15 protein-coding genes are annotated in these 16862 nt (G+C 62.5%); 9 read left to right on the top strand and 6 right to left on the bottom strand.

Annotation, left to right across the window (positions count from 1 at the left end):
- Positions 1-526 precede the first annotated feature (526 nt).
- From CDPAHKCJ_RS06050 to CDPAHKCJ_RS06035, 4 genes are all read left to right on the top strand, one after another.
- Positions 527-1552 (top strand): amino acid ABC transporter substrate-binding protein, encoded by a 1026-nt coding sequence (locus CDPAHKCJ_RS06050; RefSeq protein WP_166019078.1) that lies wholly within the window; start codon positions 527-529, stop codon positions 1550-1552.
- 229 nt (positions 1553-1781) lie between these two features.
- Positions 1782-2972, top strand: a complete 1191-nt coding sequence (locus tag CDPAHKCJ_RS06045; protein ID WP_166019077.1) for an amino acid ABC transporter permease — start codon at positions 1782-1784, stop codon at positions 2970-2972.
- Positions 2973-2982: 10 nt separating this feature from the next.
- The gene (locus CDPAHKCJ_RS06040) at positions 2983-4107 is read left to right on the top strand and encodes an amino acid ABC transporter permease (protein ID WP_166019076.1); all 1125 of its coding nucleotides are present in this window, start codon (positions 2983-2985) and stop codon (positions 4105-4107) included.
- A gap of 78 nt (positions 4108-4185) precedes the next feature.
- The gene (locus tag CDPAHKCJ_RS06035) at positions 4186-4914 is read left to right on the top strand and encodes an amino acid ABC transporter ATP-binding protein (protein WP_166019094.1); all 729 of its coding nucleotides are present in this window, start codon (positions 4186-4188) and stop codon (positions 4912-4914) included.
- Between the two features lie 142 nt (positions 4915-5056).
- On the opposite strand, the gene CDPAHKCJ_RS06030 is transcribed toward CDPAHKCJ_RS06035, so the two are convergent.
- Positions 5057-5605 carry a hypothetical protein gene (locus CDPAHKCJ_RS06030; RefSeq protein WP_166019075.1) on the bottom strand — a complete coding sequence of 183 codons (549 nt, stop codon included), beginning with the start codon at positions 5603-5605 and terminating at the stop codon, positions 5057-5059.
- 334 nt (positions 5606-5939) lie between these two features.
- Between CDPAHKCJ_RS06030 and CDPAHKCJ_RS13355 the strand changes: the two genes are divergently transcribed.
- Together CDPAHKCJ_RS13355 and CDPAHKCJ_RS06020 are read left to right on the top strand one after the other, a co-directional pair.
- Positions 5940-7883, top strand: a complete 1944-nt coding sequence (locus CDPAHKCJ_RS13355) for a methyl-accepting chemotaxis protein (protein ID WP_166019074.1) — start codon at positions 5940-5942, stop codon at positions 7881-7883.
- Between the two features lie 257 nt (positions 7884-8140).
- A complete protein-coding gene (locus tag CDPAHKCJ_RS06020) occupies positions 8141-8569 on the top strand; it encodes a host attachment protein (protein WP_043331587.1) in 429 nt (142 codons plus the stop codon).
- Between the two features lie 145 nt (positions 8570-8714).
- On the opposite strand, the gene CDPAHKCJ_RS06015 is transcribed toward CDPAHKCJ_RS06020, so the two are convergent.
- Positions 8715-9662: a LysR family transcriptional regulator gene (locus CDPAHKCJ_RS06015; RefSeq protein ID WP_107335730.1), complete on the bottom strand. Its 948-nt coding sequence runs from the start codon at positions 9660-9662 to the stop codon at positions 8715-8717.
- 286 nt (positions 9663-9948) lie between these two features.
- On the opposite strand from CDPAHKCJ_RS06015, the gene CDPAHKCJ_RS06010 reads away from it, so the two are divergent.
- Entirely contained in the window at positions 9949-10725 is a 777-nt protein-coding gene (locus tag CDPAHKCJ_RS06010) for a ferredoxin--NADP reductase (protein WP_166019073.1), read from the top strand.
- 145 nt (positions 10726-10870) lie between these two features.
- Here the strand turns inward: CDPAHKCJ_RS06010 and glnK are convergent, their stop codons facing one another.
- The 3 genes from glnK to CDPAHKCJ_RS05995 form a co-directional block, all read right to left on the bottom strand.
- Positions 10871-11209 carry a P-II family nitrogen regulator gene (glnK, locus tag CDPAHKCJ_RS06005; RefSeq protein WP_024951507.1) on the bottom strand — a complete coding sequence of 113 codons (339 nt, stop codon included), beginning with the start codon at positions 11207-11209 and terminating at the stop codon, positions 10871-10873.
- A 149-nt stretch (positions 11210-11358) separates the two neighbouring features.
- Positions 11359-12606, bottom strand: coding sequence for an ammonium transporter (locus CDPAHKCJ_RS06000; protein ID WP_166019072.1), 1248 nt, complete (start codon positions 12604-12606; stop codon positions 11359-11361).
- Positions 12607-12637: 31 nt separating this feature from the next.
- Positions 12638-12976 (bottom strand): P-II family nitrogen regulator, encoded by a 339-nt coding sequence (locus CDPAHKCJ_RS05995; protein WP_043331582.1) that lies wholly within the window; start codon positions 12974-12976, stop codon positions 12638-12640.
- A 437-nt stretch (positions 12977-13413) separates the two neighbouring features.
- Between CDPAHKCJ_RS05995 and CDPAHKCJ_RS05990 the strand changes: the two genes are divergently transcribed.
- The gene (locus CDPAHKCJ_RS05990) at positions 13414-13788 is read left to right on the top strand and encodes an accessory factor UbiK family protein (protein WP_166019071.1); all 375 of its coding nucleotides are present in this window, start codon (positions 13414-13416) and stop codon (positions 13786-13788) included.
- Positions 13789-13881: 93 nt separating this feature from the next.
- Here CDPAHKCJ_RS05990 and CDPAHKCJ_RS05985 read toward each other — a convergent pair whose 3' ends face one another.
- The gene (locus tag CDPAHKCJ_RS05985) at positions 13882-14160 is read right to left on the bottom strand and encodes a hypothetical protein (RefSeq protein WP_200018369.1); all 279 of its coding nucleotides are present in this window, start codon (positions 14158-14160) and stop codon (positions 13882-13884) included.
- A gap of 1152 nt (positions 14161-15312) precedes the next feature.
- On the opposite strand from CDPAHKCJ_RS05985, the gene CDPAHKCJ_RS05980 reads away from it, so the two are divergent.
- Positions 15313-16857, top strand: coding sequence for a YifB family Mg chelatase-like AAA ATPase (locus tag CDPAHKCJ_RS05980; protein ID WP_166019070.1), 1545 nt, complete (start codon positions 15313-15315; stop codon positions 16855-16857).
- Positions 16858-16862: the final 5 nt, after the last annotated feature.

Genomic DNA, 16862 nt, shown 5'->3' with positions numbered 1-16862 from the left:
GCTGCCGCCACCTTCGCGCGTGACTTCTATACCGTCGAAGGCCATCGCGCCGCCCTGGTGCTGCCGCCCTTCATGCAGCGCCTGCTGGAGAAGTGATCCGCATGCACCTTGCGGTGGCAAGCAATATCCATCAGGCACGAAAACGTGCCTGATGGGATGAACAAGCGTTGAGTCAGTCAGACCGAGACATTGGTCGCAATCTGCCACTCTCACCACATCGCTGCACCGCCTACGGCCGTTTCGCAATGAAACGGCCGTTTTTATTTTGCACCGATATGAGGCGAACTGGTCTTGTCAGGCGCCTAACTGCGCGGCAATCGCGCGGAATGATCCGCCATCCCGCCACGCGGCTTTGGCCTATATCACTGGGTTTTAGCGCTTTTTTCAGCGTTGAACGCAGCGGATCAAGAGATAGGCGGAAATTGGAACGCGGCTTGCTATTGTCGGTAGGTGCCATGCAATGCATTGCACCACTTCTGACTCGAGGCTGATCGAGCGGACTCCAGACTTTCGCGAGGGAATCACGATGCATAACAACAAGAAGCCACTGCTGATCGCTAGCGCCGCTGTCCTGGCCGCCTCCATGGCGACAGGTGCCAGCGCCGCGACCCTGGATAGCGTCAAGGAAAAGGGCTTTGTCCAGTGTGGCGTCAGCACCGGCTTGCCGGGCTTCTCGGCACCGGATGACGCCGGTAACTGGCAGGGCCTCGATGTCGACGTCTGCCGCGGCGTCGCGGCAGCCGTGCTGGGTGATGCCAGCAAGGTGCGCTATGTACCGCTGACGGCCAAGGAGCGTTTCACCGCGCTGCAGTCCGGCGAGATTGATGTCCTGTCCCGCAACACCACCTGGACGGCCACCCGCGACACCTCACTGGGCCTCAACTTCGCTGGCGTGAACTATTACGACGGCCAGGGCTTCATGGTCAGCAAGGACCTGGGCGTCTCCAGTGCCAAGGAGCTGGACGGGGCAGCCGTCTGTATCCAGTCCGGCACCACCACTGAGCTCAACCTGGCGGACTACTTCCGCCTGAACGACATGTCCTTCGAGCCGGTCGTCTTCGATACCTCCGACCAGACCGTCAAGGGCTTTGAAGCCGGTCGTTGTGACGTGTTGACCTCCGACCAATCCCAGCTCTACGCGCTGCGCATCAAGCTCTCCGATCCGGCGTCCGCGATGGTGCTGCCGGAAGTCATCTCCAAGGAGCCGCTGGGCCCCGTCGTCCGCCAGGGCGATGACCAGTGGTTCAACATCGTCAAATGGACCCTGTTCGCCCAGATCAACGCCGAAGAGATGGGACTGACCTCCGACAACATCGAAGAGAAGAAGGCGGACACCAACCCCAACGTCGCGCGTCTGGTCGGTGCCGATGGCAACTACGGGGAAGCCATGGGCCTGCCGGCTGACTGGGCCTACCAGGTCATCAAGCAGGTAGGCAATTACGGCCAGATGTTCGAGCGCAACGTCGGTACCGGCTCCGCACTGGGTATCGAGCGCGGCTTGAACGCACTGTGGACCGATGGCGGCGTCCAGTACGCACCGCCCGTTCGCTGATGTCTCGGCTCGCCTGGAGGTCCAGTGCGAGCCGGGTGAAACGTGACGCAGGCTGAGCAAGGACGCTGGCCAGGGAGAAGTGGCCATGCGGTCATTTTCCCTGGCCAGCGTCGTGAGGGGCTTGGTCTGTTCCCCGTGATCCTTTCCTCGAGTGCCGAGAGATAACTGATCTGCCGTTCGATAGGGCGGCAGGCGGAAGTCGCATAGCTTTCCGGCGGAGATTGCCTGTATGACACAACCTGCTTCTCGCCCGCCGGCCACGGTCAAGCCGCCCTTCTGGCGTGACCCGGCCAAGCGGGCACTGATCTTCCAGCTATTGATGCTGGCAGGCGTGTTCGGTGTGTTGGCGATCATCGTCAGCAATACCCTGACCAACCTTGAAAGCCGTGGCATCACCACCGGCTTTGCCTTTCTGGACAACACCGCAGGCTTTGGCATCCTGCAGAGCCTGATCGACTATTCCGAGCAATCCACCTATGGCGATACCTTCATCGTCGGCCTGCTCAATACCTTGCTGGTATCCGCCCTGGGTGTCATCGCCGCGACCGTGATCGGTTTCATCATGGGGGTCGCGCGTCTGTCCCCCAACTGGCTGATCTCGCGGCTGGCGGCGGTCTATATCGAAGTCTTCCGCAACATCCCGCTGCTGCTGCAGATCTTCTTCTGGTATTTCGCCGTCCTGAGAACCCTGCCGAGTCCACGAGGTTCGCTGTCGCTGGGCGAGGCGTTCTTCCTCAACGTGCGCGGTTTGTTCGTGCCGGCCCCCATCACCTCCAGCGGTTTCTCGGTGGTGATTGCCGTGTTCGTGCTGGCCGTCGTCGCCAGCGGCATCTTCAGCTACTGGAATCGCCAGCGGCAGGCCCGTACCGGTCAGCGCCTGCCGGCGGGCTGGATCTCGCTCGGTCTGATCATCGTGGCGCCGCTGCTGGCCTACTTCGCGATGGGCATGCCGCTGAGCTGGGAGCTGCCGGAGCTCAAGGGCTTCAACTTCCGAGGCGGCATCACGGTCGTCCCGGAGTTCCTCGCCCTATGGGTCGCGCTGTCGGTCTATACCGCAGCCTTCATTGCCGAGATCGTGCGTTCCGGCATCGAAGCGGTACCGCACGGTCAGACCGAAGCGTCACGGGCGCTGTCGCTGTCCGGTGGCATGACACTGCGTCTGGTGGTGGTGCCGCAGGCGCTGCGCGTCATCATCCCGCCGCTGACCAGCCAGTACTTGAACCTGATCAAGAACTCGTCGCTGGCCACGGCCATCGGCTATCCCGATCTGGTCTCGGTCTTTGCGGGTACCACGCTCAACCAGACCGGTCAGGCCATCGAGGTGATCGCCATGACGATGCTGGTCTATCTGACCATCAGTCTGCTGGTCTCCATGTTCATGAACTGGTTCAACGCCCGCATGGCGTTGGTCGAGCGCTGAGGGTCTGCCCATGTCGATTGAAAAGACCCTGTCACGGGTCACCGAGAAGATGATCGATTCCCGTCCGGCGCCGAGCGACAGCATCGGCGCGGTGGCCTGGCTGCGAGCCAATCTGTTCGCCGGACCTATCAATACGCTGTTCACGCTGTTCGCGATGTATCTGGTCTACCTGCTGGTGGTACCCAGCCTGCAGTGGGCACTGATCGATGCCAGCTGGAGTGGCACCTCACGAGAGGACTGCACGGGGGAGGGCGCCTGCTGGGTGTTCATCAGCGCGCGTCTCGATCAGTTCATCTACGGCTTCTACCCGAGCGAGGAAACCTGGCGGGTCGATATCGTCTTCGCCGTCTTTGCGGCGCTTATCGCCTGGCTGGCGATACCGAAACTGCCGGCCAAGGGCTGGGTCGCCATCGTCACGCTGGCGGTCTTCCCCTTCATCGCCTACTTCCTGCTGCATGGTGGCAGCTTCGGCCTCGAGATCGTCGGTACCCACGAGTGGGGCGGTCTGATGCTGACACTGGTACTGGCGGTGGTGGGTATCGTGGCGGCACTGCCGCTGGGGATCCTGCTGGCGCTGGGGCGTCGCTCCGAGATGCCGATCGTGAAGAGCATCTGCGTGGTGTTCATCGAGTTCTGGCGCGGTGTGCCGCTCATCACGGTGCTGTTCATGGCCTCGGTGATGCTGCCGCTGTTCGTGCCCGGTGAGGTCAATCTCGACAAGCTGGTGCGCGCGCTGATCGGCATCACCCTGTTCCAGAGTGCCTACATGGCGGAAGTGGTGCGTGGTGGCCTGCAGGCGATCCCGAAGGGACAGACCGAGGCCGGCATGGCGCTGGGGCTGGGCTACTGGCGCAACATGGGGCTGATCGTGCTGCCCCAAGCGCTCAAGCTGATGATTCCCGGCATCGTGAATACCTTCATCGCCCTGTTCAAGGACACCTCGCTGGTACTGATCATCGGGCTCTTCGATCTGCTCGCCATCGTGCAGGCCGGTCTCGCCGACCCCAAATGGCTGGGCTACTCCATCGAGGGCTATGCCTTCGTGGCGCTGGTCTTCTGGGTCTTCTGCTTCAGCATGTCGCGCTACAGCCAGTATCTCGAGCGCCTGCTGCATACCGGTCACAAGAAGCGCTGATCACGGCGCCAAGGAATCTTCATCATGACAACGACAACATCCGCCTCGCAGGGCAACACCGGCGCCGATGAGCGCCCGATGATCGAGCTCAAGGACCTCAACAAGTGGTACGGCGACTTCCACGTGCTGCGTGACATCAACCTGAGCGTGCGCAAGGGCGAACGTATCGTCATCTGTGGCCCTTCGGGATCCGGCAAGTCGACGATGATCCGCTGCATCAATCATCTCGAGGAGCATCAGGAAGGCGATATCGTGGTCAACGGCATGCCGCTGACCCAGGACATCAAGCAGATCGAGGCGATCCGTCGCAACGTCGGCATGGTGTTCCAGCACTTCAACCTGTTCCCGCATCTGACGGTGCTCGAGAACTGCTGTCTGGCGCCTATCTGGGTGCAGAAGCGGCCGCGCCGCGAGGCGGAAGCGGAAGCCATGAAGTACCTGGAGCGCGTGCGCATCGCCGATCAGGCCCACAAGTTCCCCGGTCAGCTGTCCGGCGGCCAGCAGCAGCGTGTCGCGATCGCGCGCTCGCTGTGTCTGAGCCCCGAGGTGATGCTGTTCGATGAGCCGACTTCGGCGCTGGACCCGGAGATGATCAAGGAAGTGCTGGATGTCATGGTCGAACTGGCCAATGAAGGCATGACCATGCTGTGCGTGACCCATGAAATGGGCTTCGCCAAGACCGTCGCCGACCGCGTCATCTTCATGGATCAGGGCCAGATCATCGAGGAGAACGCGCCGGAGCCGTTCTTCAACAGCCCGCAATCCGAGCGGACTCAGCTGTTCCTCAGCCAGATTCTGGGACATTGAGGCCACGAACTGATCGGATGATGTAAGCCGAAAAAGACAACGCCCCGCGTGATTTCCATCACGCGGGGCGTTTTCGTGTGTGAGTCGCAAGGCAGTCAGTAGGTACTCACACTTGCTGTATCTCTCTGAATAGGGAGATCAATCAGAGGCTGGGCTCGGTGCGGCGTACTTCGCTGCTGCGGGTGTCTGGCAGCTCTTCATCGCTGCCCAGGCTTGGTTCCTGCGGCTTGGCAACGGCCTTGGGCGATGCAGCGGCAGGTGTATCGGCAGATGGCGCCATCGCCGCTGTGGCAGCGGGAGCATCTTCGCCTTCGCGCGGCCAGGTGACGCTGCGCGGCTTGCCGACCCAGCTGTCGTCATTGTCATGCACCGCCGGGCGGCGCGAGATGGAGCGCGTCACCAGCGCCGCGGCATCCAGGGTGTGATTGGCCCCGCGGATGCTCAGCAGGTGATGCGGCGCCATCAGCAACTCGAACAGCAGGCGCGTCATCACGAAGGCCAGCAGGAAACCGCCGACACCCTGCGCCAGTACCGGCCACTGCGCGACCAGCGAATTGTCAGGCCCGATGGGCGTCAGGTGCTGCAGCGTCCAGCCGCTGGCAGCCGCCAGCAATCCCAGCTGCAGCATCAGGTGAGCGGTGACCAGCACGCGCCGGGGCAGCGGGCGGCGCATCAGGAGCAGATTGCGCATCGAAACTTCTCCGAGAAAAGACCACAGGATGAGGGGAGCGGTGGCAGAAGGGCAGGCGGCACCCCGCGTTGGGCGGATGTTAGCACGCACTTCGCCATCGACGTCATGTCCGGGAGTCGCGACGGCCGTGTCGGTACTGGCGGTTCTGAAGGAGCGTCGCGTGCGGCTGGCGGGGTAAAGGAAAGGCCGGGCATGCCGATACAGAGGGCGGCACGTACCGATGATGACGCCGGTACACCGCATGCCTGCATGCCTTGCCACCGAGGGCAGACCGACGCGCTCTGCGCTGGTGCCCCCGGTCCCCTTCCCGATGGATTCGAACCAAGGAGTGGCGATGTTTGCCTCGTTACGTGCGCGCATCACGTTAGCCTGTGTGGCGATAGTGCTGGTGGCGCTGGTGGTCGTCAGCAGCCTGAATGCCTGGACCACGTTCCGCAATACGCATGCCGATGAGAGCGACTACCAGCAACAGGTGCTGAGATCGAATGCCGCCCAGCTGAGTCAGTGGTTCAGCGTGCATATCAATGCGGTGAGCGGCATTGCGGCCAGTAGCCTCGAGAGCTTCCCCGATGCCGCCTTGACCCAGGCGATGAAGCAGGGCGACTTCAGCAAGACCTATGTCGGCTTCCCGGATGGTCGTTTCCGTTACTTCGATGGTCGCCCGGGGCGGGCAGGGTATGACCCGCGCCAACGTGGCTGGTATCAGGCGGCGGTGGCGGCCGGCAAGCCCGTCATCACGGCGCCCTATGTCGGAGCCACCAGTGGCGAGCTGGAGATCAGCGTGGCGGCGCCGATCTATCGCGGCTCACGGCTGGTCGCCGTGGTCAGTGGTGATCTGCCGCTGGCGTTCATCACCCGGACGGTCGCCGAGCTCTCGCCGACGCCCAACAGCTTCGCCTTTCTGATCGACGATACCGGCACGCTGATCGCCCACCCGGATGATGCCTTGGTGCTCAAGCCGATGAGTGCACTCGCAGCGGCCCTGACGCCCGAGACCCTGGCCAGCAGCAATCGCCTGGTGGCCGCTGGCCAGTCGGCACTGGTGGTCGATATCCAGCAGCGTGATTACCGCATGTTCAGTGCCGAGCTGGATTCGGCAGGGCTGGGAGACACCGGTTGGCGTCTGGCGCTGGCCCTGGATGTGGCCGACTCGGATGCACCGCTTTATGCCCAGCTGTGGACCACGCTGGCCATGACGCTGCTGGTGTTGCTGGGAGCCGCTGCCGTGATGTCGTGGATCGCCAACCGCAGTCTGCGCGGCCTGGCGCTGGTGCGTGATGCGCTGGTGGATATCGCCGCGGGCGAGGGCGATCTCACGCGACGCATTCAGGTCAGCGGGCGTGATGAAGTCGCTGAGATCGGCAATGCCTTCAACCGCTTCGTCTCGACCCTCAATGGCGTGCTCAGCGAGATTCGTCTTGCCAGTGGCGCGGTGCAGACCGCCGCCGCCGAGATCAGCCAGGGCAGCCAGGATCTGTCATCACGTACCGAGCAGGCGGCGGCCAATCTGCAGGAAACCTCGGCCTCGATGGAGCAGATCTCCGGCACCGTCGCTCAGTCCGCGGACTCCGCACATGAAGCTGACGGGCTGGCCAAGTCGGCCAGTGAGGTCGCGCGTCGCGGTGGCGAGGTGATCGGAGAGGTCGTTACCACCATGCAGGGCATCGACGACGACTCGCGCAAGATCACCGAGATCGTCAGTGTCATGGATTCCATCGCCTTCCAGACCAACCTGCTGGCATTGAATGCCTCCGTCGAGGCAGCCCGCGCCGGCGAGCAGGGGCGTGGCTTCGCGGTGGTGGCCGGTGAGGTGCGTACCCTCGCCCAGCGCTCTTCCGAGGCCTCGCGGGAAATCGCCACGCTGATCAGCTCCGCCAATGAGCGCACGCGCAATGGTGCCGAACAGGTCAGGGTGGCCGGCAGCACCATGAACGAGATCGTCTCCAGCGTCATGCGTGTCAGTGAGGTGATCGGCGAGATCAGCCATGCCACCCAGGAGCAGAATCACGGTGTCGGACAGGTCTCCAGTGCCGTGGCCGAGCTGGACCAGGTGACGCAGCAGAATGCGGCGCTGGTCGAGGAATCCGCCGCGGCCGCGGATGCGCTTTCCGAGCAGTCGGCGCGTCTGGCCGAGATGGTGGGCCGCTTCCGTCTGGATGGCCCTGCGCAGCCGCCGGCAATGGCGCCGCGCAGCGCAGGCACTCTCTCCGCACAGGACTCCATCCCCCGCGCTGCCAGACCCGTCGCAACGGAGGAGCTGGATTGGCAAGCCTGGTAAGGCCGTCAGCACGCGGGCCTGTCAGTCGCGAGTGACAGGCACCAGACGCCAGGGCCGCCCTTCGGGGCGGTCCTGGCGTTTCTGGTTATCGGCGGCCTTGTCGATCTACAGGGGGAGCGGGCTGGCGGGGCGGTGTGCGGGAAATGAGCGGCAAGGGTTGAATGTGCGCAAGGGTGCCAGCATGTAGTCAATTGAAAGCGAAGCGATGATCGTCATTCTTCATCAACGACGCCTCACGAGAGACAGGGAGTGTGTAAATGGTTACTTACATCGTTGCTGCCGACGCCGCACGTGCACGTATCTTTGCCCGTGCCGCCGGCAAGGTCACCGAAGTGGAAAGCCTCGTACATCCTGAAAGCCGCCAGCATACCGGTGACCTGAGAACCGGTGGCAAGGGGGAATCCAGCGGCGGTCATGGCAGCCTGCATCAGACTGGCGATGACGGCGCAACCTCTGACAAGCATCAGGACTTCTTCGCCAAGGAAGTCGCGCAATACCTCAAGCAGACGGCCAATGACGGCAAGTTCGATCAGTTGATCATCGCCGCTGCTCCCAAGTTCCTGGGTGCGCTGCGCGACAAGCTCGACAAGCCGGTCGCCAAGCTGGTGACGGAAACCGTCGACAAGGACCTCTCCCACGAGAGCGCTGATGAGATCAAGGCACGTTTCACCGGCCTGACTCACTGATCACATCCCCTTCGCCTAGAGATCTGGACGCCGCCAGCGGAAACGCTGGCGGCGTCTGTGTGTGAGCGGTCACTATTGTAGTGACCCTCATTTCATGAAGGCTGGTGACATCGGGTTCGGTTGCCAATGGCCAGACGTGTGCGAATCACGGCACCTGCGGCAGGATGATCTCGTCACTGCGTGAGGCGCTGCCGCTCAGGTTGCGGCAGCCGGCGACGAATTCGCGCATTGCCTGAGTGATGAAGCGATCACGATGGTGGACGAAGCGATAGGCGCGGGTCAGCTCCAGCCATGGAGTGGGCAGCTCGACGAGGCTGCCGCGTCGAAAGGCATCTCGCAGCGCGAGGCGCGAGATGCAGCCGATGCCAAGCCCCGCTTCCACGGCGCGCTTGATGGCTTCGGTGTGTTCCAGCTCCAGCATGATGTCGAGGCGCTGGGAGACGCTGGTCGAAGGCCCGTCCAGATGTGGACGCAATGCCTGCTCGAAGGTGCCGCGTGTGCCGGAGCCACGCTCGCGCATGATCCAGCGTGCCGCCAGCAGGCGCTCAAGCGTGACCTCACCCTGTGCCAGCGGGTGTGACGGCGCGCAGAAGATGCTCAGCCGATCACTGACCCAGTGGGTCGCCTCCAGCAGCGGATGCTCCACCTCGCCTTCCACCAGTCCGATGTCCAGTTCGAAGTGCACCAGCTTGTCGATCAGCTGATGGGTGTTGTGCACGTGCAGTTCGACGCGGCTGGCAGGGTGATGGTGCAGAAAGTCACCGATGATCTGAGGTGCCAGATAGTTGCCGATGGTCAGCGTCGCGCCGATCTCCAGCGAGCCGGTGGCATCCTGCTGACCGAGCAGTTGCTCCAGCTCCTCGGCCTGGTCCAGCAGCGCGATCGCCTTGGGCAAAAGCTCACGCCCCAGGCCATTGAGCCGCAGGCGCTTGCCGTGCCGATCGAACAGCCGACAATCGAACTGGCGCTCCAGCTCGGCCAGTGCGGTGCTGGCCGCTGATTGCGACATGGCCAGGCTGTCGGCGGCCAGCGAGACATTGTCATGCCGCGCGACCGCCACGAAGACGGCCAGCTGGCGAAGGCTGTAGCGCATTCGACCTCCCGGGGCATGCAGTGAAGGGACAGAGATGAGGAGGCGAAAGTGAACGCAACGCAGGATTCGCCGTCAGAGCGGGCGAACTCTGCAAGATCGAGGTTGAAATGCGATTCATTCGCAACCAATATTGGTAAACTAGATAACCTATATCCAGATAAACCATTTAACGCATAACCCTGCAGTGACTACAATCGCTGCATAGTTCATTGGGGTATAAGCTGTTATTTGCTTATTCCAATAGAAAATATAGAATTCGAGGGGCCATGCCCCGGGAGGCCATCAGGTGAGCAGTCTGACCACAACCGAAGTCATCGACGTCCATCACTGGAACGATTCGCTGTTCAGCTTCCGCACTCAGCGTGAAGACAGCCTGCGCTTCAAGAACGGCCAGTTCGTGATGATCGGCCTGGAAGTCGACGGCAAGCCGCTGATGCGCGCCTACTCGATCGCCAGCCCGAACTACGAGGAGCACCTCGAGTTCTTCTCCATCAAGGTGCAGGACGGCCCGCTGACCTCACGCCTGCAGCACCTGCAGCCGGGCGATCAGATCATGGTATCCCGCAAGCCGACAGGCACGCTGGTACTGGATGACCTGTTGCCGGGGGAGAATCTCTATCTGTTTTCCACCGGTACGGGCCTGGCGCCTTTCCTGAGCGTCATCCAGGACCCGGAAACCTACGAGCGCTATGACAAGATCATCCTGATGCACGGCGTGCGCCATGTCTCAGAGCTGGCCTATGCCGACATGATCGCGGAAGAGCTGCCCAAGCACGAGTATCTTGGCGAAGAGATCGCCGAGAAGCTGATCTACTACCCGACCGTGACGCGCGAGGAGTTCCGCAACCAGGGTCGCATCACGGACCTGGTCGAGAACGGCAAGCTGTTCGAGGACATCGGCCTGCCGCCGCTGGACCCGAAGCGCGATCGCGCCATGATCTGTGGCAGCCCGGCGATGCTCGACGACATCAGCGCCATGCTGGATGCGCGCGGCTTCGCCATCTCGCCGAAGATGGGCGTGCCGGGTGACTACGTGATCGAGCGTGCCTTTGTCGAGAAATGATCAGGTCGAGAAGTGATTCGCGAAGATCACTTATGAGCGACAAGTGCTGAAACGAAAAAACCGCAGGCCGATGGCCTGCGGTTTTTTGTGTGCTCATGTCACCCGTGGGGGCAGCACGTCAGTACCAGGGGCTTGCGCCAGAGGCTCAGACGGCGTCCTTGCCGGTCTCGCCGGTACGGATGCGGATGACCTGCTCCAGCGGTGAGACGAAGATCTTGCCGTCGCCGATCTTGCCGGTGTTGGCGACATTGGTGATCGCCTCGATCACGGAATCGATCATGGCGTCATCCACCGCGACTTCCAGCTTCACCTTGGGAAGGAAGTCGACCACGTACTCGGCACCCCGATACAGCTCGGTGTGGCCCTTCTGGCGGCCGAATCCCTTGACCTCGGTCACGGTGATACCCTGCACGCCAATCTCCGACAGGGATTCGCGCACGTCGTCGAGCTTGAATGGCTTGATGATGGCAGTGACCAGTTTCATCGTCTCTCTCCTTGGGTGATGGTGCGGGTAACGAGGCCTGCTCGTCACGCCGGTCTCTGACTCAAGCATACACCGCTTATCCAGTCAGGAAAAAAGACTCCCGCCAGGTGGCGGGAGTCTTGATGCTGCAGGTGCTGTCGCGTTCAGGCTTACTTGCGGCTGGAGGTGAATTCCGGATAGGCCTCCATACCACATTCGGCCAGATCCACACCTTCGTATTCTTCTTCCTCGCTGACGCGAATCCCCATGATGGCCTTGATGATCAGCCACACCACGAAGCTTGCGATGAACACCCAGGCGAAGATGGAGGCGGCGCCCAGCAGCTGTGCGGAGAAGGTGGCATCGTCATTGGTCAGCGGCACGGCCAGCAGACCCCAGAGGCCGACCACACCGTGCACGGAGATGGCGCCGACCGGATCATCGATCTTCAGCTTGTCGAGACCGACGATGGAGAACACGACCAGCAGACCGCCGACGGCGCCGATCAGGGTGGCAGCACCGACGCTCGGTGCCAGCGGGCCAGCGGTGATGGCAACCAGGCCAGCCAGCGCGCCGTTGAGGGCCATGGTCAGGTCAGCCTTGCGGAACCACAGACGGGCGAGGATCAGCGCGGCGATGACACCACCACAGGCAGCGGCATTGGTGTTGACGAAGACCTGAGCGACCGCGTTGGCCTCATCGATGTTGGACAGCACCAGCTCGGAGCCGCCGTTGAAGCCCAACCATCCCAGCCACAGGATGAAGGTACCCAGCGTGGCCAGCGGCAGGTTGGCGCCCGGGATGGCATTGATCTCGCCGTTCTTGCCGTACTTGCCCTTGCGAGCGCCCAGCAGCAGCACGCCTGCCAGAGCGGCGGATGCGCCGGCCATGTGCACGATGCCGGAGCCGGCGAAGTCGCTGAAGCCCGCTGCGCTCAGGAAGCCGCCGCCCCAGGTCCAGTAACCCTGCACAGGATAGATGACGCCGGTCATGACCACGGCGAAGGCCAGGAAGGCCCACAGCTTCATGCGCTCGGCGACCGCACCGGAGACGATGGACATGGCGGTAGCCACGAACACGACCTGGAAGAAGAAGTCGGAACGTGCGCTGTAGTAGATGTCGCCACCGGAAGCGATCGCTTCCTCAGCGGTATTCTCGGCACCGATCAGGAAGCCCAGGCTCGGCAGGAAGCCGCCTTCGGCGCTCGAGTACATGATGTGGTAACCGACGACCATGTACATGGTGCAGGCGATGGCGAACAGCGCCACGTTCTTGGTCAGGATCTCGGTGGTGTTCTTGGCGCGGACCAGACCGGCCTCGAGCATGGCAAAGCCGGCTGCCATCCATAGCACCAGGGCGCCACAGACCAGGAAGTAGAAGGTATCAAGTGCGTACTTGACCTCGATGATCTCGTTCATGCGGGGTTCTCCTTGTTATTGTGCGCGGGGCTCAGACAGCGTCGGCGCCGCGTTCACCGGTGCGGATACGGATGACATCGTCCAGCGGAGTGACGAACAGCTTGCCGTCGCCGATCTTGCCGCTGTTGGCCGCCTGGGTGATGGCATCCAGTACCGATTCCACACTGCTGTCATCGACAGCCACTTCAATCTTGACCTTGGGAAGGAAGTCGACGACGTACTCGGCACCGCGATAAAGCTCGGTGTGCCCCTTCTGACGTCCGAAGCCCTTCACTTCGGTGACGGTAATCCCCTGCACGCCGTTGTCGGCCAGTGCTTCTCGCACGTCGTCCAACTTGAAGGGTTTGATGATGGCGGTGATCAGTTTCATGTGCTGCCCCCGTTCGCTACCGGAATGATCATTCTTGTTAAGCATGGCCAGTCAGATGAGCTGGCGGCCTGTTCCTGACAAGTGCATCGCACGAGATGTGCCATGCGGCTGAAAATCCTTGTAACTCATCTGGTTATCGCAGGATGGATGACAGTCTTACGGCCTGTGCAAAGATGGCTGAATCCGAAGGTCACCTGGCATGCACCGTAATGGTGCTGTTTCTGCGGCTTTGGATGTGGGGGCAAGTGCTAATGTGGTGCAGATGTGTGCCTGCCGATGAGGATTGTCTGGTGCAGGACGATGCGGGGCATGCACCCGTCTCCAGGGTTGCGTATCCTTGCAGCAGGACACGACGGCCCCATGTACAGGGGTGTCATCATTTTCTGACCGGCAGTCCGCACGACGCGGCTGCCGGCCCGCAACGGCTGAGGTGCAGCATGTTCAAGAATGACGTCATCGGGCGTATGGCCCAGCAGATCGGTGAGCGCCTGCAGGATGCCTCGCATGGCCCGGAAGAGTTGCAGAAGTCCGTGCAAGGGGTGATGCGCGGTGCCTTCGACCGCATGGAACTGGTTTCGCGTGAAGACTTCGACATCATGATGGATGTGCTGACGCGCACGCGCAGCCGCGTCGAGTCGCTGGAAAAGCAGGTCATCGCCCTTGAGGCACTGCTGGAGAAGCAGGGGCTGGTGGCGGGCAACGTGCCGGCAGCCGAGCCCGCCACGCCAGTGGATGATGAGGGGGAAGCCGCGGTAGCGAAGCGTGAAGCCGCCAGTCACGCCGCGGAGATCGAGCGCCAGCGCGACGCCTGACCCCCTCAGGTGACGGCTGAATCAAAACCGCCACGCCCTTTCGGGGCGTGGCGGTTTTTTGCGTCATGGGCGCCGCTGATTCCGGGAGCGGCCTCAGGCAGTCTGGGGTCGAGTGCCCAGCATCCAGCGTACCAGACCTACCACAGACGCGATGATCCAGAAGACCTCGATCACGAAGCTGGCGAGGTTGAAATTGATGCACAGGCTGATCAACAGCAGGATCGCCCCGCTCAGATTCATCAGGTTGTAGGTCAGGCTGCGGGCATCGAGTCTGCCTATCTGCAGCAGGAAGAAGGCGCCGACGACCAGAGTGGTGCCTAGCATGCCGATCACATCCGCCAGGGGTGCCAGCGGGGCAAGCATGTCTTGCATGGGTAGTGCTCCTGAAACAAGCCGAAGTCGTCCTGAATGGCTGGCCCTTTCCGTGGGTTGGACGATTCTCTGCCGCGCATCGGCGGCGTTCCGTGAGACAGCTTGGCGGTCGTCGCGGCCAGGCCGGGACAACCGATCAAATATACCGCAGTCCCGGTCTGGCGGCACTCTTGTGGCTCTCTCGAGGACGCTATCGCCCCTGTATGAGCACTTTCTTGGTGCAGGCAGGTAGCGAGTCGGCCCCACACCATGCCCGTGTGGCGTCTGCTGGCGCTGAAATGCGCCAAAACAGGCGCTTTTGCGTGGAAAGTACTGTCACAACCACTACTTTTAATTCGCCATGAGCGTTTGTTGGCCATGTCAGCGAGCGATCCGCCTCGCCATCCCCGGGCGCGTCGCGGCGCGTGAAGCTGAAATGGCAGACGTAGTCACAGCTGCAGGGCGCCAGACGCTCTCAATCACCAGGCAGCAGTAGGCCGTCACCAAGCGCCAGGGCCTGAGACTCCAGACCCTGAGCATCAACGACTCGATGCTCGTGCAAATTCTTCGAGTGCAGTGCTTGCGCCTTATCTGACCCCTTCCCGTCAGGCGCCTCATGAGCTCTTCTGGCTCAATCTTGTCTCTGATATGGCTTTCATCGCTCGACTGAGTCGAGTGTCCAAGTACCCTGCCTGCGCTTATTGGGTTTAATTTCTGTTGGCTGGTGCTTGTGAGTTGAGGCCGGGCTGTGGGTTGCCTGGTCTGGCGTTGGCTCGCTTGTTCATCGTTGGTGTCGGTGCCTTGAATGCTGAAATTTTGAGCGCTCAAAAAATGTCCACATTCGATGATTATGTAATGTTATCCACAGCCTGTTTGTGTGTTACGTATTCAGTAATTGCGTGAGGATGGGGCGTAATGGAAGTTACGAAATAGCGGCGAATATTGTCGCCGGAATACGCATTTACAGGCGGCGCATGGCCGTGTCGTGGTGGTATGCGAAGCTTTGCGGCAATTGTCGAGTGTCCAAGCGTTGAGGCGCTCGCCTTCTGGGGAGTATGAGGTTTGCCATGCTGAGAGGGTTGGCAGCGGTGTGTGCCTTCGCGCTCATGGCAGGCCAGTGCCTGCTCCGATTGCGCCGTGCAACTGAGAGGCGGCATCACGCAGGGAAGACTCATGTCATTGGCAATGTTGCGCACGCGCGCGTCACTTGGTCTCGAGGCACCGGAAGTTCAGGTGGAGGTACACCTCTCCAACGGCTTGCCGGGTCTGTCCATCGTCGGCTTGCCGGAAGCGGCGGTGAAGGAGAGTCGAGAGCGGGTGCGCAGTGCGCTGCTCAATGCCGGCTTCGAATTTCCGGCGCGCCGTATCACGCTCAATCTGGCGCCAGCGGACCTCCCCAAGGAAGGCGGTCGCTTCGATCTGCCGATTGCGCTGGGGATTCTGGTCGCCTCCGGGCAGATACCGGAAGAGGCCGTGGCAGCGATGGAGTGCCTCGGCGAGCTGGCGCTCGATGGCAGCATCCGTGCCGTCACCGGCGTGCTGCCAGCCGCACTCTGTTGTCGCAAGGCGGGGCGGACGCTGGTGGTACCGCGCGGCAATGCCGACGAGGCGGCGCTCGCCGAGGAGTTGGAGGTATTGGCGGTGGGCCATCTGCTGGAGTTGGTGGCCCACCTGCTGGGGCGCGAGCGCCTCACGCCGCATGTGTGCTCGATCATCCCCCAGGCGCGTCTGCCGGAGCCCGACCTGAGCGAGGTGCGTGGCCAGCATCAGGCGCGCAGGGCATTGGAGATCGCCGCGGCCGGCGGTCACAACCTGCTATTTGCGGGCCCGCCGGGCACCGGCAAGACGATGCTGGCCAGTCGCCTGTCCGGCATCCTGCCGCCACTGGGCGAGGGAGAAGCGTTGGAAGTCGCTGCGGTGCGCTCGGTATGTGGTCTGCCGATCATGGAGCGCTGGGGCCAGCGGCCATTCCGTGCTCCGCACCATACGGCCAGTGGGGTCGCGCTGGTGGGCGGTGGCTCCAAGCCGCGCCCGGGCGAGGTGTCGCTGGCGCATCATGGCGTGCTGTTTCTGGATGAGCTGGCGGAGTTCGACCGCGGCGTGCTCGAAGTGATGCGCGAGCCGCTGGAGAGCGGTCGTATTCTGATCTCGCGCGCCAGCCATCAACGCCGTTTCCCGGCGCGCTTCCAGCTGGTCGCGGCGATGAATCCCTGCCCCTGCGGCTACCTCGGTGACAGTCGCCGCAATTGCAGCTGCACGCCGGCGCAGATCCAGCGCTATCAGGCGCGTCTGTCCGGCCCGTTGCTGGACCGTATCGACCTGCAGGTCGAGGTGCCGGGCCTGCCCGCCGAGGAGTTGACGTCCGCCACTCCTGGCGAGGCCTCGGCCGGCGTGCGCGAACGAGTGCTGGCCGCTCGCGCGCGCCAATTGGCTCGCGGCGGCCTGAATGCTCATCTGGATACCCATGCGCTGGAAGCCGCCTGTCAGCTGGAAGACGGCGAGCGCCAGTGGCTGGCCGGTGTGCTGTCACGCCTCAATCTCTCGGCGCGCGCCTATCACCGAGTGCTGCGTGTCGCGCTGACACTGAGTGATCTGATCGACCAGGACGGCGTGCAGCGGCCGCAGCTGATGGAGGCCATCGGCTATCGCCAGCTGGACCGCATGATGGGCAGGGACCCGGCTCGCCCGGGTGCTAGCGCCCAGCAGCGCAGCGCCTGATGCCT

The organism is Cobetia sp. MB87, assembly GCF_011319755.1.
In the GTDB taxonomy this organism is placed as follows: Bacteria; Pseudomonadota; Gammaproteobacteria; order Pseudomonadales; family Halomonadaceae; genus Cobetia.
The sequence above is the reverse complement of the archived record's forward strand: the minus strand, read 5'-3'. Positions and strand labels throughout refer to the sequence as shown.

Coding starts and splice junctions, on each gene's coding strand:
- CDPAHKCJ_RS06050 (WP_166019078.1), top strand. CDS start 527: ATGCATAACAACAAGAAGCCACTGCTGATCGCTAGCGCCGCTGTCCTG.
- CDPAHKCJ_RS06045 (WP_166019077.1), top strand. CDS start 1,782: ATGACACAACCTGCTTCTCGCCCGCCGGCCACGGTCAAGCCGCCCTTC.
- CDPAHKCJ_RS06040 (WP_166019076.1), top strand. CDS start 2,983: ATGTCGATTGAAAAGACCCTGTCACGGGTCACCGAGAAGATGATCGAT.
- CDPAHKCJ_RS06035 (WP_166019094.1), top strand. CDS start 4,186: ATGATCGAGCTCAAGGACCTCAACAAGTGGTACGGCGACTTCCACGTG.
- CDPAHKCJ_RS06030 (WP_166019075.1), bottom strand. CDS start 5,605: ATGCGCAATCTGCTCCTGATGCGCCGCCCGCTGCCCCGGCGCGTGCTG.
- CDPAHKCJ_RS13355 (WP_166019074.1), top strand. CDS start 5,940: ATGTTTGCCTCGTTACGTGCGCGCATCACGTTAGCCTGTGTGGCGATA.
- CDPAHKCJ_RS06020 (WP_043331587.1), top strand. CDS start 8,141: ATGGTTACTTACATCGTTGCTGCCGACGCCGCACGTGCACGTATCTTT.
- CDPAHKCJ_RS06015 (WP_107335730.1), bottom strand. CDS start 9,662: ATGCGCTACAGCCTTCGCCAGCTGGCCGTCTTCGTGGCGGTCGCGCGG.
- glnK (WP_024951507.1), bottom strand. CDS start 11,209: ATGAAACTGGTCACTGCCATCATCAAGCCATTCAAGCTCGACGACGTG.
- CDPAHKCJ_RS06000 (WP_166019072.1), bottom strand. CDS start 12,606: ATGAACGAGATCATCGAGGTCAAGTACGCACTTGATACCTTCTACTTC.
- CDPAHKCJ_RS05995 (WP_043331582.1), bottom strand. CDS start 12,976: ATGAAACTGATCACCGCCATCATCAAACCCTTCAAGTTGGACGACGTG.
- CDPAHKCJ_RS05990 (WP_166019071.1), top strand. CDS start 13,414: ATGTTCAAGAATGACGTCATCGGGCGTATGGCCCAGCAGATCGGTGAG.
- CDPAHKCJ_RS05985 (WP_200018369.1), bottom strand. CDS start 14,160: ATGCAAGACATGCTTGCCCCGCTGGCACCCCTGGCGGATGTGATCGGC.
- CDPAHKCJ_RS05980 (WP_166019070.1), top strand. CDS start 15,313: ATGTCATTGGCAATGTTGCGCACGCGCGCGTCACTTGGTCTCGAGGCA.